Raw genomic sequence first — 14,371 nt, 5'->3', positions numbered from 1 at the left:
AATATCGATGAACGCATCCATTCGCGTCTTGGTGTGGGGCGAGAACCGGCATGAGCAGCGCGAGCCCGAGGTGGCCAAGATCTACCCGGACGGCATGCACAACACCATCCGGCGCGGCATCGAGGCCAGGCTGGGCGAGCGGGCGAGCGTCGCCACGGCCACCCTTGACGACCCCGAGCACGGGTTGACCGAAGAGGTGCTGGCGAACACGGATGTGCTCACCTGGTGGGGGCACGCCGCCCATGGTGAGGTGTCGGACGAGGTGGTGGAGCGGGTGCACCGGCACGTCCTGTCCGGCATGGGCCTGCTGGTGCTGCACTCCGGCCACTGGTCGAAGATCTTCACCAAGCTGATGGGCACCACGTGCACGCTGCGCTGGCGCAGCGAGAACGACCGCGAGCTGGTCTGGACGGTGAACCCGGCCCATCCCATCGCGCGCGGCATCCCGCACCCGATCGAGATCCCGGCCCAGGAGATGTACGGCGAGCAGTTCGACATCCCCGCACCCGACGAGCTGATCTTCATCAGCTCCTTCTCCGGCGGCGAGGTCTTCCGCAGCGGCTGCACCTTCCGCCGCGGCAACGGCAAGATCTTCTACTTCAGCCCCGGCGACCAGGACTACCCCGTCTACCACCACCCGGACGTGCTGCAGGTGATCTCCAACGGCGTGGAGTGGGCGGCGGGCGACCCGGCGCGGCGCGAACTGCCGACGTTGCTGCGCTACGAGACGGGCGACTTCTTCAACGGGCACGGCTACCGGGGCGCGATGGCCAACAAGGAGAACCAGTGAGACCGTTGCGCGTCGTCCAGGTCGGGGCGGGGGGAATGGGCCAGGCCTGGCTTCGTACCCTGGCCGCCGCCCCCGGCGTGGAGGTCGTCGGGGTGGCCGACCTGGACGTCGGGCGGGCGGAGGCGGCCGTGCGGTCCGTCGGCGGCGCGGCCAAGGCGGCCGCCACACTCGGCGACCTGCTGCCCGTAACCGAGCCGGACGCCGTGGTGAACGTCACCGTCCCGGCGGCGCACAGCGCGGTCAACATCGAGGCGCTGTTCGCCGGGGTCCCCGTCCTGTGCGAGAAGCCCGCCGCGCCGACCCTGGCCGAGGCGCTCGTGCAGGCCGCGGCGGCCGAGGCGGCCGGGAAGCTGCTGATGATCAGCCAGTCGCGCCGGTACTTCGCCGCCCTGTCCGCCTACCGTGACCTGCTCGCGGGGCTCGGCACTCCCGGGCTGCTCACCACCGGGTTCTTCCGTGGGCCGCGCTTCGGCGGCTTCCGCGAGGAGATGGCGCAACCGCTGCTGGTGGACATGGCCATCCACGCCTTCGACGCCGCCCGCTACCTGCTCGGGTCCGAGCCGGTCTCGGTGCGGTGCGAGAGCTGGAACCCCGCGTGGAGCTGGTTCAGGGGCGACGCGGCGGCCACCGCCACCTTCGTCTTCGACGACGGCGCCCGGTACGTGTACACCGGGAGCTGGTGCGCCGACGGGCAGGAGACGTCCTGGAACGGGGAGTGGCGGGCCAGTGGCGCCGGCGGCACCGCGACGTGGGACGGTGAGCGGCAGGTCACCTCCAGCGTCAGCGGGACCGCCGAGGTGCCGCCGGGCGCGCATGAGCAGATCGCCGGGGCGTTCGAGGAGTTCGCCGGTGCGCTGCGCACGGGCGTGACCCCGTCGGGAACGATCCAGGGCAACGTCAGGAGCCTGGCGATGGTCGAGGGGGCGGTCCGCTCGGCCGAGTCCGGGGAGCGGGTCGAGATCGGGGCGCTGCTGGATCAGGCGTACGACGAGGCGCTGGCGCTGCCCGTACGGGAGGAGGTCAGGGACCGGCTGGTGTCCTGGGGCGGCCCGGCCGCCGCGCTCGCCACCGCCGAGAAGCGGTGACGGCGCGGTAGCCGCCGGGGCAGCGGGTCCTGCGGTCCGGTCGAGGGTTGCCCGCTCGGGTCAGCGGGTCCGGCGGTCCGGGAGCATGTTGTCGGCCGGGAGGTCCGCCGCCTCCGGCAGTCGCCTGGCCGGCGACGCCTCCGCCCAGCGCAGCAGCGTGTCCGTGGCCGCCGCGCGGTCGGCCTCGGGCAGCAGCGCGATGGAGGCTCCGTGGTTGGCGCCCGGCGCGACGTACAGGTAGGAGTCACGCCTGCTCGGGGTGAACCGCTCGGCGCTCCACGGGTCGTTCTCACCGTAGATGAACAACATGCGCTCAGATCGGGTACGCACCCAGTGGTCCACGTCGATCATCGGCCGGGGATCGTGCCGGGAGCGCAGCTCGGCGGGCAGCACGCCGTTGGGCTGGTAGAGGTTGCGGTGGCGGGTCAGCCCGCGCAGGTGCCCGAAGGACAGGTCGGGCCAGCCGAGCTGGGTGGCCGCCTGGTAGTAGTACGGAAGGTAGTACTCCAGGCCCTCGTCGGTGTAGAAGCCGAAGGAGGCCACGGCGTCGATCCAGGCGTACAGCTCCTGGTCGGTGGCGGTCGCGGGCGGCACCGAGGCGCAGTCGGCCTCGGTGGAGTACTGCCAGAACGCCCAGGCCGTGTCGAGGATCGTCATCTCGAACGAGCGGTCCGCGCTGCCGAGCGTGTTGTCGAAGGTGTAGCCGTTGCTCGCGGCGTCGGCCTCCAGCAGCGCCACCATCCGCGCGCGCCGCTTGAGCGCCTCGCGCTGCACGTTCTCCAGCGCGGCGCGGCAGGCCCCGGTGCCGACCCGGGCGAAGAACCTGTCGTAGGCGCGGTCCTGCGGGTTGACCGGGTCGTTGGGCGCGACGTAGGCCACCACGCCGTCCACGTCACCGGGGTAGAAGCGGCGGTGGTAGACCGAGGTCATGCCGCCCTTGCTGACGCCGGTCTGGATCCACTTGCCCGAGTAGATCGTCTTGAGCGCCCCGACGATCCGGTGCTCGTCGGTCGCCTCCTGCCAGATCGTCAGATCGTCCCAGTCGGCCGGGGCCGGACGGGAGGAGCGGAAGAAGCGGTGCTCGACGGAGACCTGGTTGCCGTCCACCAGCCGGGTCGGCTCGGTACGGGAGGCCGTGGGGTTGACCGGCAGCCCGTACCCGCCCGTGGCGAGCACGACGGGGGCGTCGGCCGCGCGGTGCAGGAGGGTGAGGCGCTGCTGGAAGGTCCCCTTGCCTGGATGTCTGTGGTCGACCGGCTGGGTGTAGCTCAGCACGAAGAAGCGGTAGCCGGACGGCTGGGTCTCCGACACGACGGTGAGTCCCGGGATGGCCTTGAGCCTGTCCAGCAGGTCGTCCTGGGCCGCCGCGGGGACGGCGTTGAAAGCGAGGGCTGCCACGATGGCCAGGGCGGCCAGTAATCGGGATCGCACGGTATGCGACTCCTTAGGAGGAGGGCCAGGGTATCGCCCGAACGTATACCGATCATGCCGCCCCGAAAAGCATGGTCACGTCTCGAAACGGGCCACGAGGAGCGCGAGCCTGCGGTCGTGCTGGTCACGGGGCAGCCGGCCGCCGAGCGTGAGCGTCACCAGGCCGTGCAGCGCGGCCCAGAAGGTCTCGGTCAGCAGGCCGAGGTCCTCGCCCCGGGCGTGCGGGCGCACCGCCTCGGTCAGCACGTCGAAGGAGGCCCAGAGCGCGGGCGGGGCCTGCGGGGTGGCGAACGGCAGGTCCACGTGCCGGCGGAACATCGCGTCGTAGAGCGCGGGGCACCGCTCGGCGTAATCCGTGTACGCCCGCGCCACCCCGGCCAGCGTCGCAGGCGCCGCGCGCAGTTCCTCGGCCAGTTCGGCGAAGCCTTCGAGCGCGACCGCCGTCATGATGGCGTCCTTGCCCTTGAAGTGGCTGTAGAGCACCGGCTGGCTGTATTCGACCCGTTCGGCCAGCCGCCTGGTCGTCACCGCCTCCCATCCCTCGGCCTCGGCCAGTTCCCGCGCCGTCGTGATGATCAGCTGCTCCCGCTCCGCCCGCTCGCGCTCCCGGCGCTTCTGGATCGACATGCTCCCTAATCTAGCACCGCTAGCGCTTCTGTCGTCGCTCGTGCTAGCGTCATTCTCGTTCCTAGCACTGCTAGCACTCGGAGAAGGACATGCTCACTTTCATCGCCTACGGCCTGGCCATCGCGCTCAACCTGCTGATCCTTTTCGTCGGCTACCGCTTCCTGTTCGTCCCGCAGGCCGCGGCGGCCGGCTACGGCGTTCCCGCCAAGGCCGACGGCGACCGGGCGTACCTGACGATCAAGGGTCTGCGCGACGGTTGTTACGGCCTGGTCGGCCTGGCCCTGCTGGCCTTCGCCGGGCCTGCCGCCGAAGCCTGGTTCATGCTGGTCCTCATTCTGGCGCCGCTGGGCGACACGCTGATCGTGCTGCGCCACGGGGGAACGAAGGCGGTCGCGTTCGGCATCCACTTCGCGACCGCCGTGGTCATGCTGGTGAGCGCCGCCCTGCTCTTCGCCGTCAGCTGATGGTGTCCCGGCGTTCGCAGGTGGGGACGTCGGCCATGCGGACCGCCGCCGTTCCCCCGCCCGGCAGGGTCACCACGGCCAGGTCCCCGTCCTCGATCCGCACGTCAGGGGCGGGCGGCTCCGTGTTCGCCAGCCAGACCAGGCTGACGTACAACGCGGTGCCGCCCGGGTGGGACGCGGCCAGGGCGTACGGGGTGGCCGAGTGGGCGCCGTAGGCGTTGGCGCCCTCCGCCGTCGCCAGTCCCGTGCCCGTGTAGCCGTGCAGGGCGCGAACCGCGCTGGTCAGGCCGTCGGGACGCCGGGCCCGCGCCAGGGACGCCTCCTCGCGCAGGTCGAGCGGGGCGGGCGCGGCCAGGGCGTGGCCGCCGTCGCGTACCCGGTGGCCGGGCGGGGCCGTGACGCGGTGGATCCTGATCTCCGCCGCGCCGTCCACGACCGAGGCCGTCACCACCCGCACCGGGCCGTCCCGGTAGGCGGAGGCGGCGAAGCGGTCGGAAACGGTCAGGGGTTCGATGAAGCGGCGCACCGAGGCGGTCCCGTCGGGGGCGACGACGGCCAGGTGGTTGTCCACGCCCTGCGCCTTCTCCCCCACCTCGGGGCCCGTGTGGCTGGTGTAGGCGAGTTTGAGGTAGTGCGGGTCGGGGTCGCCGTCCGGGTCCTGTACGCGGTCGCGGTCGCTGCCGTGGTTGACCAGCCGCACGACGCCGTCCGCGCGGGTGGCGTGCAGCAGCCAGCCGGGGGCGGGCATGGCCAGCGCCTGGTCGGCCAACTCGACGGGCGCGGGCTCCTCCGGGGCCGTCCACGCCGGATGTTCCGGCGGCAACAGGAGCCCGAGGAACGCCTTGCTGGCCCAGTACGGCGAGCCCGGCCCCGAGTACGACTGCGCGATGGGCGCGAAAGCGTCGTACCAGCCGAGGGTGAGCAGCCCGCGCCCGTCCGGCGCGCCGCGTTCGGCGAAGTGGCGCAGCGTGCGGCCGGCGATGCGGCGGGTCCTGCCGGGCGGCAGCGGTGAGGCGCCGGTCAGCGCGCCCAGCCACAGCGGCGCGACCGTGGCGAACCGGTAGGTCAGCGACCTGCCCTGGTGCACGGGGCCGCCGTCGGCGGCGAAGAAGTGCTGGTACTGGTCGAGGAAGCGGTGCAGCCGGGCCGCGTACAGCTCCTGCCTGGCGGTGTCGCCGGCCATCCTGGCCCAGAGCGACGGGTACAGGTGCATCGCCCAGCCGCAGTAGTAGTCGAAGTTCTTGCCCTTGCCGTCGGAGTACCAGCCGTCGCCGGCGTACCAGTCCTCGATGCGGTCGAGGCCGCCGGTGATCTCGTCCGGCTCGTACGGCCCGCCCACCTCGGCCAGGAACTGCTCCACCACCACCCGGAACAACACCCAGTTGTTGTCCGGCGTGCGCTTTCCGACGAATCCCGCGAGCCAGTCCACCACCCGCTCCCGCTCGGCCGGGGACAGCCGGTCGAACAACCAGGGCCGGGTCTCGTGCAGCGCCAGGGCGATCGAGGCGGCCTCGACGAGCTGCTGCGACATGTCGGTCAGGGCCGGCCACGCGTAGGGGTGCGCCGGGTTGGTCCCGGCGGTCAGCCCGCCGGTGTACCGCTCGATCAGCGCGGGCGGCACCTGGCCCCGCGCGCCGGCGATCCTGAACGCGGCGAGCAGGAATGTGCGCGCGTACCCCTCCAGTCCGTCGCTCTCCGGCCCCGATCTGCTTGCCTTGCCGGGCAGCCGGTACTGGGCGAAACCGTCGGTCGCGTACGGCGCCACGGCGGCCAGCAGGCGATCCGCCATGGCCTCCCATTGCGCCCTGGTCCAGGATTCATCCGGCAGTGACATAAAACGCATACTAGGCCAACCAACCGGACGAATGGAGTGCTCTTACGGTCTTGGCGGGTAATCGCTTCACTCGGTTTCCGGGCATCCGGAAGCCCCGGCGGGAGATTTGACACGGTGACAGCCAGACGGAACCATGCGTGTAAACGGTTTACCCTCTTGTTTCAGCACCTGGAGGCGGGATGGCGCGGCGTACGGCGTCAGAAGGCGGAGAGCGGCGGCCGACCACGATCCGCGACGTGGCCGCGCACGCGGGCGTCTCCGTGGCCACCGTCTCCCGGATCCTGTCCGGCACCTACCCCAGCGCCCCCGCCACCCGCAGCAAGGTCATGCGGGCGGTGCGCGAGCTCGACTACGTGGCCAACGCCAACGCGCGGGGCCTGGCCGGGGCCAGCAGCCGCAGCGTGGCCATCATCGTCAACTCCGTCGTCTCCCCGCACTACGCCCACGTGGCGCAGGGGGTGCAGGCGCAGGCCGCGCTCGAAGGCAAGCTGTGCATCGTCGGCACCACCGGCGGCGACCCCGAGCGGGAGCTGGCCACCGTGCAGCTCATGCGCCAGGAGCACGCCGAGTGCGTGATCCTGGTCGGCAACGTGGTCAACAACGACGCCTACCGCGAGCGCATGACCGAGTACGCCCGCGCGCTGGCGCTGGCCGGATCGCGGCTCGTGCTGTGCGGCCGTCCCGCGCTCGGCCCCGGCGTGCCCGCCCTCGTCGTCGAGTACGACAACACCGGCGGCGCGTACGCGATCACCAGCCACCTGCTGTCGGCCGGGCACCGGCGCATCCTGTTCCTCGGCCGGCGCGAGGGCCACACCACCCCCGACAGCCGCATCGCCGGTTACCGCAACGCGCTGGCCGACCACCGCGTGCCGCACGACCCCGGCCTCGAACTCGACGGCACGATGGAGCGCGGCGAGGGCTACCGCATGGTCCGGCAGCGCCTGGAGGCCGGGCCGCCCGACTTCACCGCCATCTTCGCCGTCAACGACCTCATCGCCGCCGGCGCGCGCCAGGCCCTGCGCGAGCACGGGCTGCGCATCCCCGACGACATCTCCATGGTCGGCTTCGACGACCTGCCGCCCTCCGCCGACATCGACCTCACCACCGTGCACGTGCCGCACGAGGAGCTGGGACGCACGGCGGTGCGCATGGCCCTGGAACGCGGCACCGGCAGCGCCGACAGGACGGGGCAGGCCGAGCACGTCATGCTCGGCACCCACATCATCGTCCGCGACTCGGTCCGCCCCCTACCTCCCGACCAGCGGTAACTCAGCCGACTGCCTCCGCCCGGCGGTGAATCGGCTGGCTGTCCCTGGCCGACGATGAATCAGCCAGTTGCCCGGTCGGCGGTGGATCAGCCGGCTGTCCCCGGTCGGCGGTGAGTCAGCCGGTGACGAGGTGGGGTCGCCACCGGTCCGGGACCTTCTCGCCGTAAGCGACCTCGCGGGCCCCCGCGAACGCGCCCAGTTCCGCCACCGCCCGGCCGACGGACCGTACGGTGCTCTCGTCGGCCGTCTCCATCTCCGCCTCAGGGAACACGCCCTCGACCTCCAGCACACCCCGCCGCCGGTCCACCTTGGGGACCAGCCTGCCGATCAGCCGGTCCCCGTGCAGGATCGGCATGACGTAATGGCCGTACTGCCGCTTGTGCCGGGGGATGTACATCTCCGTACGGAACACGAAGCCCCACAGCCGTGCGGTGCGCTCCCTGTCGCAGATGAGGTTGTCGAACGGGGAGAGCAGCGTGGTGTGCGGCTCCCATTCGTCCCGTTCCAGCAGGGCGAGCGCGTCGCGGTGGGCGTACCAGGGCTCGTCGCCGCCCTCCACCGTGACGGGCACGACCCGATCGGCGCGCCGCAGGCCGTCGAGCGCCTCCGGCAGCCCCGGATAGCGGTCGCGGGTGAAGTGGCGCTCGATGTCGATCGGGCGGGCCACGCCGAGGGCGCGCAGGGCGTGCTCGGCCGCCAGCGCCACGACCTGCTCCGTGGGCAGCGGCTCGGCGCGCGCCTGCTCGGGGAGACAGCGTTCCGCCAGGTCCCAGTGGCGGGTACGGCCCTGCCGCCCGGCCACCATGACGTGCCCCTGGCACCACAGGAAGTCCAGCATGCGATCGACGTTGCGGCCGTTGGTCCACCCGGTCGACTTCCACGGCACCGCCGCGAGGTCGTCGAACCCCGCGGGCGGCAGCGGCCCCTTCTCGCGCAGCCGGTCCAGCACATGGCCGCGCAGGGCGTCGTTGTCGCGCAGCCAGTCGCCGACCATCTTGGAGTAGGCGGACTGGCCCGCGCCGTAGCGGCGCATCAGGTAATGGTGGATCGGGTAGTCCTCGGCCAGCACGATCGAGGCGGCGTGCGCCCAGTACTCAAACAACCACCGCTCCCGCCACAACAGCACGTCGAGGTCGGCGGGGTCGAAGTGGCCGACCCGGCTCCACAACACGAGCAGGTGGCTGCGGGCGACCGCGTTGATCGGGTCGAGTTGCAGGCAGCGCAGCCTGCGCAGGACCTGGCGCAACCCTTCGAGGTCGCCGCCGGGGCGCGGACCTGCCAGGTGCTGGCACATCACGGCCAGCCGTCGCGCCGACCGGAGGCTGAGAGTCAGGTGGGCCACGGACAGGCAGCGTAATCGAAAGCAAGTTCGACCGCAAAGCCGAAAGCCATTCACGGCCGGGTGGCGTCGAGGAGGTTGCGACGGGCGTCGGCGGGCAGCAGGTAGCCGGCCTTGACGTTGTGCGCGTCGGCGCGCACCACCGCCGTGACATAGTGCCCCTTGCTCGGATACAACCGGTCGAGCACGTCCTGGCCGAACGGGATGTGGGCGCCGAACAACACGCAGAAGGTCGGTCCGGAGTTGTCGCCGTCGTTGAGCGCGGTCGGCGCCTCCACCTGCGACAACCGGATGCCGCCGCGCGCCAGCCCCAGCTCGTCACGGGCCTTGGTGCCGTCCGCGGCGAACTCCAGCACCGGCGCGGTGGGCGGCGCGACGCCGCGCTCGGCCCAGCGGGTCAGGTGGTCGTAGGCGGCGGCCAGGGCGTGGTGCAGCGGGACGCGGCTGAAGGGCGGCCTGGCGCAGGTGTAGGTGGGCGGGGTGCCGAGGTCGCGGGTGAGCAGCGGCACGCGGGCGCTGTAGCCGTGCCAGCCGGAGTGGGCGCTGCCGGCCACCTCCCAGCGGCGGTAGCGTGCGGTGTCCGGTTGCCGCACGGGCGAGCGTACGTCGGTCTCGGACAACACGTGGAAGACCGGTTCCGTGCCGGCGCGGGTGGGGGCGGGGCCGACGATCTGGCCGTAGGCGTCGAAGACGCTCTCTATCTGCGGCAGTACGGCGTCGTAGTAGACGGTCAGCCGGCCCGCGGACTGCGAGGCGCCGATGGCCAGCACCGTGTCCGCGCGCAGCCGGCCCAGCAGCGTCGTGCCCCTGATCGCCTTGGCGGCCTGGGAGAAGACGTCGTAGGAGAGCTGGTCGGTCATGAACTGGCCGCCGCCGGTGACGTCGAGGGCGCCGTACCGGGTGGGGCTCCACTGGCGCAACTGGTTCACGCCGACGCGCTGGGCGGAGACGCCGACCCAGGCGTAGCCCGCGCGGGTGACGAGTTCCGGGTCCCACAGGGCGTCCAGGTCGTACCCGGCGGAGACGTTCTGCCATTCGGTCAGCACGGTTCCGTTGAACCTGGCCTGGCTGACCGGGCGGCGTACCACGGCCCGGGTGCGGTACGGCACGTCGGAGGCGAGCAGTTCCCCCGTCGCGCTGTAGGCGTCGGCATTGCCCGACAGGTAGAACTCCTGCTCGACGTAGCCCCGCGCGGCCAGGTCGGCGTCGGTCGCCAGCCACGGATAGGTCTCCGCCAGGTCGGGCGAGCCGGGATCCCCGGGCGGCGCTCCCGGCAGCGGCCCCTCGACCTGCGGAACCGCCACCGGCACAACCGAGGCGGCGGCCGGCGAGCTGAGGGGTAACAAGCTCACGGCTGTCAACGCCACGATGGCGGTGCGGGCGAGCGTACGTGCGGCTTCGGGGAATGGCGCCATGGGTCGATCTCCTTCCGGGGCTCCGGTGAGCCGGCCATTCCCGATGCTCCCCGCGTTCCCGTCCGTCCCGCATCGGCACAATCACCGGTCGCGGCCGCGCGGGCTCAGCGTGGTGTGCGGGCGTCGAGGCGGAAGAGCGCGCTGAAGAGCGGCCAGGTCAGCGCGGCCATCTCGGCGGGCGAACGCGGGCAGCCGTGCTGCAGCCAGTCGGCGGCCACGCCGATGAGCGCCCCGGCGGTGAACGCGGCGGGGATCTCGGGCGGAACACCTCCCGCCGGACCCGCGTGCTCGGACAACTCGCCATCGTCGGCCGCGGCACGCAGGCGCTCGTGTATGGCGTGGGTGGTGCGGCGGCGGATGTGGTCGGCGACGCGCGCGCTGCCCTGCGGCCCGAGCAGGGCGCGGTAGAGCCCGGCGTGCTCGGCGAGGCTGGCGTAGAAGTTCTCCAGCGACTGGGTGGCCTTGGGCCCCGGGTCGGCCGGGTCGAAGCGGCCGGTGTCGGGCAGCGACTCGACCAGGTTGTCGATCATCGCGGTGCAGGCGGCCTCGGCCAGTTCGTGCACGTCGCGGTAGTGGTCGTAGAAGGTCGAGCGGCTCACGCCGGCCCGCTCGGCGACGTCGGCGACGCTGACCCTGGACAGGTCCTGCTCCTCGACGAGTCGCAGCAGCGCCCGCGCCAGGGCCGTATGAGTACGGCGGACCCGCCTGTCCCCCGTGGGGCCGCTGCCGCCTCTGGTCGTCACCACGCCATTCACCTTATCGTCTTCCTACATGTGCAGGTTTTCCTACATGTGTAGGGTAATCTGTGGGACGAGACCAAGGAAAGGACCACGAGCTATGCCAATCAGTGCAGGCCGGCACCGGGGCGACGCGGCGTGACCCCGCCCGGGAGCGTGCTGATCGTCGGCGCCTCGGCCGCCGGTCTGAGCACGGCGGAGGCGCTGCGGCGGCAGGGTTACGAGGGACGGCTGACGTTGCTCGACGCCGAGCCCCACCTCCCCTACGACCGGCCGCCGCTGTCGAAGCAGGTCCTGGCGGGAGCCTGGGAGCCGGCCCGCGCCCAGCTCCGCGGGCAGGCCCAGCTGGAGGCGCTCAACGCCGAGTTCGTACGCGGCGAGCCCGCCGTAGCGTTGGACACCGCCGCCCGCGAGGTGCACACGGCCACCGGCCGCGCGCTGCGGGCCGACACCGTGGTGATCGCGACCGGCCTGACCTCCTGCCGCCTGCCGGGCCAGGACGGGCTGGCGGGCGTGCACACGCTGCGCGGCCTGGACGACGCCCTGACCCTGCGCACCCACCTGATCGCCGCCCGGCGGCTGGTGGTCGTGGGCGAAGGCGTGCTGGGCGGGGAGGTGGCCGCGACCGCGCGTGGAATGGGCCTCGACGTCACCCTCGTCGGTCTCGGCACCGCGATCCTCGCCGAGCAGCTCGGCGACCCGGCCGCCGCGTTGCTCACCCGGACGCACGCCGAGCGCGGGGTCGCGCTGCGGCTCGGCGTCGCGGTCGAGGAGCTGATCGGCGCGGACGGGCGGGTCACCGGGGTACGGCTGGCCACCGGCGAGGTGCTGCCCGCCGACGCGGTCGTGGTGGCCATCGGCTCCCGGCCCGTGACCGGCTGGCTGGCGGGCAGCGGGCTGTCGCTCGGGGACGGGGTGGAGTGCGACTCGCGCTGCCTGGCCGCCGAAGGCGTCTACGCCGTCGGGGACGTGGCCTCCTGGCAACACGAGGGGCTCGGCAGGCGGCTGCGCCTGGAGAACCGCACGAACGCCACCGAGCAGGCCCAGGTGGTGGCGGCCAACGTGCTCGGTGCGGATCGTGCGTACACGCCGATCCCGTATTTCTGGACCGACCAGTACGACATCAAGATCCAGGCGCACGGCCTGCCGTCCGCGGCGGCCGAGGTGAGCATCGCGGAGGGCGACCTGGAGCAGCGCCGCTTCGCCGCCGTCTACCGGGAGAACGGGCAGGTCACCGGCGTACTCGGCTGGAACATGCCCAAGCAGGCCCGCGTGCTGAGGCAGCAGAGCCTCGGCACCGGGCAGGGCGCCAGGCCCGTCACGACGGCACCAAAGGGCTGACACGAGCAAGACATCAGGGCCGCCCCCGGGCGGCCGACCATCCGTACGCGAGGAGATGCCGAATGTCGGTGAACGACCAGGTCCTGAGCTATCCGATCCCCAGCGAAACGCCGCTGGACCCGCCGAAGGAGTGGGCCGAGCTGCGTTCCGGCTGCCCGGTGGCGCACGTGAAGCTGCCCAGCGGTGACGGCGCGCGGCTGCTGACCCGGTACGACGACGTCAAGCAGGTGCTGGCCGACCCGCGCTTCACCCGCCAGCTCACCGCCCCCGACGCGGCCCGGCTGACGGCCGACGGCGGCGGGGTGTTCAACAGCGACCTGGCGCAGATCATCCCGGACAGCGGCGACGGGCACGTGCACTGGCGGCGCCTGGTCGGCCGGTGGTTCACCGCCAAGCGCATGGCCGCCCTGCGGCCCCAGATGGCGCGGATCGCCGAGGACCTGATCGACGACATGGTCAAGAGCGGCGCGCCGGGCGACCTCAGGGCGAGCCTGGGCTTCCCGCTGCCGGTGTACGTCATCTGCGACATGCTCGGCGTGCCCGCCGAGGACCGCGAGAAGTTCTCGTACTGGTCCGACACGCTGCTCAACCTCACCCGGTACGGCAAGGAGGAGATCGACGCCGCGCAGGCCGAGTTCTTCCAGTACATGTCCGACCTGCTGGAGGACAAGCGCGCCAACCCGGGCGGCGAGGACATACTCAGCGAGCTGCTCGCGGCGGGCGGCCCGGAGGAGGGCGGGCTGTCCGACCTGCAGATCCTGGTCACCGGCATGGCGCTGCTGGTCGCCGGGCACGAGACCACCGCGAACATGATCGGCAAGATGGTCGGCATGTTGCTGGCCGACCGTACCCGCTGGGAGGCCCTGCTGGCCGACCCGTCGCTGATCCGCACCACCGTGGAGGAGACGCTGCGGCTCGACGCCAACTCCGGCTTCGGCCTGCCCCGCTACCTGCCCGTGGAGGCCGAGATCGGCGGGGAGCTCCTGGCGAAGGGGACCACGGTGATCTGCAGCATGGCCTCGGCCAACCGCGACGAGAGCGCCTTCGACGGCGCGGCCGAGATGGACCTGTCCCGCAGCCCGAACGCGCACCTTTCCTTCGGCTCCGGCGCGCACTCCTGCCTGGGCCAGTCGCTGGCCCGTACCGAGCTGCAGGTCGTGCTGGAGGTGCTGCTGCGCAAGCTCCCGACGCTGGAGCTGACCGTGCCGGCGGAGGAGCTGGAGCGCGTGGAAGGGCTGGCGGTCGGGGGCCTGCGTACGGTCCCCGTCCGCTGGTGAACCCGATCAACCAGGAGGAGAAGAGATGAAGGTCATCGTCGATGAGGACAAGTGTTGTGGCGCGGGGTCGTGCGTCCTGCTCGCACCTGAGGTGTTCGACCAGCGCGAGGACGACGGCATCGTGATCCTGCTCAATGCCGAGCCGGGCGCCGACCAGCACGACGTGGTCCGCGAGGCGGTCGCCGTCTGCCCGGGCGCCGCCATCGAGGTGAGCGAGTAGACGTTCGGCCCAGGGCCGGTCCCCCCACCGGGGGCCGGCCCTTCTGTCGTTCATCGGCGCGGAGGCGTGATGCCCGTCAGGCGGGAGCGGGTCCGCTGCGGCGCGCCTTCCGGCAGTTCGTCGAGGATGTCGGCGAGTGAGACCCCGCGCAGGCTCTGCCGCCAGGCCCGGTGCGCGTCGGCCATCTTCCGGGCCAGGACACAGATGCTCCGGCACTCCTCCTGCGGCAGCGCGCCCTTGCCCTGCTGCCGGATCTCCCTGCACTCGTACGGCGACGCCGCCCCGTCCACCGCCTCCACGATCTGCAACATCGTGATGTCCGATGCCGCCCGCGCGAGCCTGAACCCGCCGCGCGGCCCCGTCGTCGCCGCCAGCACCCCCGCCCTGACCAGCGCCTGCAACTGTTTGGCCAGGTAGGGCGCGGGCAGGTCGTAGTACTCCGCGAGTTGCGCCGCGGAAGCGGTCTCGCCCGGTTCGAGCTGCGCCAGCGACGTCGCGCAATGCAACAACCATTCGGTGCTCCCAGGCAACTTCACGATCGAC

Annotated in this window: 14 protein-coding genes; 7 read left to right on the top strand and 7 right to left on the bottom strand. The window is 72.1% G+C overall.

Annotation, left to right across the window (positions count from 1 at the left end; all coding sequences use genetic code 11):
• Positions 1 to 7: 7 nt before the first annotated feature.
• Positions 8 to 790 (top strand): ThuA domain-containing protein, encoded by a 783-nt coding sequence (locus tag AB0I81_RS26275; protein WP_360661366.1) that lies wholly within the window; start codon positions 8 to 10, stop codon positions 788 to 790.
• Positions 787 to 1,875, top strand: coding sequence for a Gfo/Idh/MocA family oxidoreductase (locus tag AB0I81_RS26270; RefSeq protein ID WP_360661364.1), 1,089 nt, complete (start codon positions 787 to 789; stop codon positions 1,873 to 1,875). Before AB0I81_RS26275 ends, AB0I81_RS26270 begins: the two co-directional genes overlap by 4 nt.
• Positions 1,876 to 1,935: 60 nt before the next feature.
• On the opposite strand, the gene AB0I81_RS26265 is transcribed toward AB0I81_RS26270, so the two are convergent.
• Positions 1,936 to 3,306 carry a S28 family serine protease gene (locus AB0I81_RS26265; RefSeq protein ID WP_360661362.1) on the bottom strand — a complete coding sequence of 457 codons (1,371 nt, stop codon included), beginning with the start codon at positions 3,304 to 3,306 and terminating at the stop codon, positions 1,936 to 1,938.
• A 75-nt stretch (positions 3,307 to 3,381) separates the two neighbouring features.
• Positions 3,382 to 3,933: a TetR/AcrR family transcriptional regulator gene (locus AB0I81_RS26260; protein ID WP_360661360.1), complete on the bottom strand. Its 552-nt coding sequence runs from the start codon at positions 3,931 to 3,933 to the stop codon at positions 3,382 to 3,384.
• An 89-nt stretch (positions 3,934 to 4,022) separates the two neighbouring features.
• Here AB0I81_RS26260 and AB0I81_RS26255 point away from each other — a divergent pair, with 89 nt between their 5' ends.
• Positions 4,023 to 4,397 (top strand): DUF4267 domain-containing protein, encoded by a 375-nt coding sequence (locus AB0I81_RS26255; protein ID WP_360661357.1) that lies wholly within the window; start codon positions 4,023 to 4,025, stop codon positions 4,395 to 4,397.
• Here AB0I81_RS26255 and AB0I81_RS26250 read toward each other — a convergent pair.
• The gene (locus AB0I81_RS26250) at positions 4,390 to 6,231 is read right to left on the bottom strand and encodes a DUF2264 domain-containing protein (RefSeq protein WP_360661354.1); all 1,842 of its coding nucleotides are present in this window, start codon (positions 6,229 to 6,231) and stop codon (positions 4,390 to 4,392) included. The two genes, AB0I81_RS26255 and AB0I81_RS26250, sit on opposite strands and share 8 nt — an antisense overlap.
• 179 nt (positions 6,232 to 6,410) lie before the next feature.
• Between AB0I81_RS26250 and AB0I81_RS26245 the strand changes: the two genes are divergently transcribed.
• Entirely contained in the window at positions 6,411 to 7,499 is a 1,089-nt protein-coding gene (locus AB0I81_RS26245) for a LacI family DNA-binding transcriptional regulator (RefSeq protein ID WP_360661351.1), read from the top strand.
• Between the two features lie 115 nt (positions 7,500 to 7,614).
• On the opposite strand, the gene AB0I81_RS26240 is transcribed toward AB0I81_RS26245, so the two are convergent.
• The 3 genes from AB0I81_RS26240 to AB0I81_RS26230 form a co-directional block, all read right to left on the bottom strand.
• A complete protein-coding gene (locus AB0I81_RS26240) occupies positions 7,615 to 8,841 on the bottom strand; it encodes a crosslink repair DNA glycosylase YcaQ family protein (RefSeq protein ID WP_360661348.1) in 1,227 nt (408 codons plus the stop codon).
• A gap of 50 nt (positions 8,842 to 8,891) precedes the next feature.
• On the bottom strand, positions 8,892 to 10,253 hold the full coding sequence (locus tag AB0I81_RS26235) for an alpha/beta hydrolase domain-containing protein (RefSeq protein ID WP_360661345.1): 1,362 nt from the start codon (positions 10,251 to 10,253) through the stop codon (positions 8,892 to 8,894).
• Positions 10,254 to 10,357: 104 nt separating this feature from the next.
• Positions 10,358 to 10,999 carry a TetR/AcrR family transcriptional regulator gene (locus AB0I81_RS26230; protein WP_360661342.1) on the bottom strand — a complete coding sequence of 214 codons (642 nt, stop codon included), beginning with the start codon at positions 10,997 to 10,999 and terminating at the stop codon, positions 10,358 to 10,360.
• 129 nt (positions 11,000 to 11,128) lie between these two features.
• Here AB0I81_RS26230 and AB0I81_RS26225 point away from each other — a divergent pair, with 129 nt between their 5' ends.
• The 3 genes from AB0I81_RS26225 (at position 11,129) to AB0I81_RS26215 (ending at position 13,828) form a co-directional block, all read left to right on the top strand.
• On the top strand, positions 11,129 to 12,331 hold the full coding sequence (locus AB0I81_RS26225; protein WP_360661339.1) for an FAD-dependent oxidoreductase: 1,203 nt from the start codon (positions 11,129 to 11,131) through the stop codon (positions 12,329 to 12,331).
• 62 nt (positions 12,332 to 12,393) lie between these two features.
• Complete coding sequence (locus AB0I81_RS26220; protein WP_360661335.1) at positions 12,394 to 13,608, top strand: cytochrome P450; 1,215 nt, start codon at positions 12,394 to 12,396, stop codon at positions 13,606 to 13,608.
• Between the two features lie 25 nt (positions 13,609 to 13,633).
• Positions 13,634 to 13,828, top strand: a complete 195-nt coding sequence (locus AB0I81_RS26215) for a ferredoxin (RefSeq protein WP_360661332.1) — start codon at positions 13,634 to 13,636, stop codon at positions 13,826 to 13,828.
• A gap of 50 nt (positions 13,829 to 13,878) precedes the next feature.
• Here the strand turns inward: AB0I81_RS26215 and AB0I81_RS26210 are convergent, their stop codons facing one another.
• Positions 13,879 to 14,364, bottom strand: a complete 486-nt coding sequence (locus AB0I81_RS26210) for an Rrf2 family transcriptional regulator (RefSeq protein ID WP_360661329.1) — start codon at positions 14,362 to 14,364, stop codon at positions 13,879 to 13,881.
• Positions 14,365 to 14,371: the final 7 nt, after the last annotated feature.

It is taken from the genome of Nonomuraea sp. NPDC050404, from assembly GCF_040655495.1.
In the GTDB taxonomy this organism is placed as follows: Bacteria; Actinomycetota; Actinomycetes; order Streptosporangiales; family Streptosporangiaceae; genus Nonomuraea.
This window is presented reverse-complemented; position numbering and strand designations above follow the sequence as displayed.

What these genes read in the sequence shown, in the direction of transcription:
- AB0I81_RS26275 (WP_360661366.1), top strand. Translation starts at nt 8, where the DNA reads ATGAACGCATCCATTCGCGTCTTGGTGTGGGGCGAGAACCGGCATGAG.
- AB0I81_RS26250 (WP_360661354.1), bottom strand. Translation starts at nt 6,231, where the DNA reads ATGTCACTGCCGGATGAATCCTGGACCAGGGCGCAATGGGAGGCCATG.
- AB0I81_RS26235 (WP_360661345.1), bottom strand. Translation starts at nt 10,253, where the DNA reads ATGGCGCCATTCCCCGAAGCCGCACGTACGCTCGCCCGCACCGCCATC.
- AB0I81_RS26220 (WP_360661335.1), top strand. Translation starts at nt 12,394, where the DNA reads ATGTCGGTGAACGACCAGGTCCTGAGCTATCCGATCCCCAGCGAAACG.
- AB0I81_RS26255 (WP_360661357.1), top strand. Translation starts at nt 4,023, where the DNA reads ATGCTCACTTTCATCGCCTACGGCCTGGCCATCGCGCTCAACCTGCTG.
- AB0I81_RS26260 (WP_360661360.1), bottom strand. Translation starts at nt 3,933, where the DNA reads ATGTCGATCCAGAAGCGCCGGGAGCGCGAGCGGGCGGAGCGGGAGCAG.
- AB0I81_RS26245 (WP_360661351.1), top strand. Translation starts at nt 6,411, where the DNA reads ATGGCGCGGCGTACGGCGTCAGAAGGCGGAGAGCGGCGGCCGACCACG.
- AB0I81_RS26215 (WP_360661332.1), top strand. Translation starts at nt 13,634, where the DNA reads ATGAAGGTCATCGTCGATGAGGACAAGTGTTGTGGCGCGGGGTCGTGC.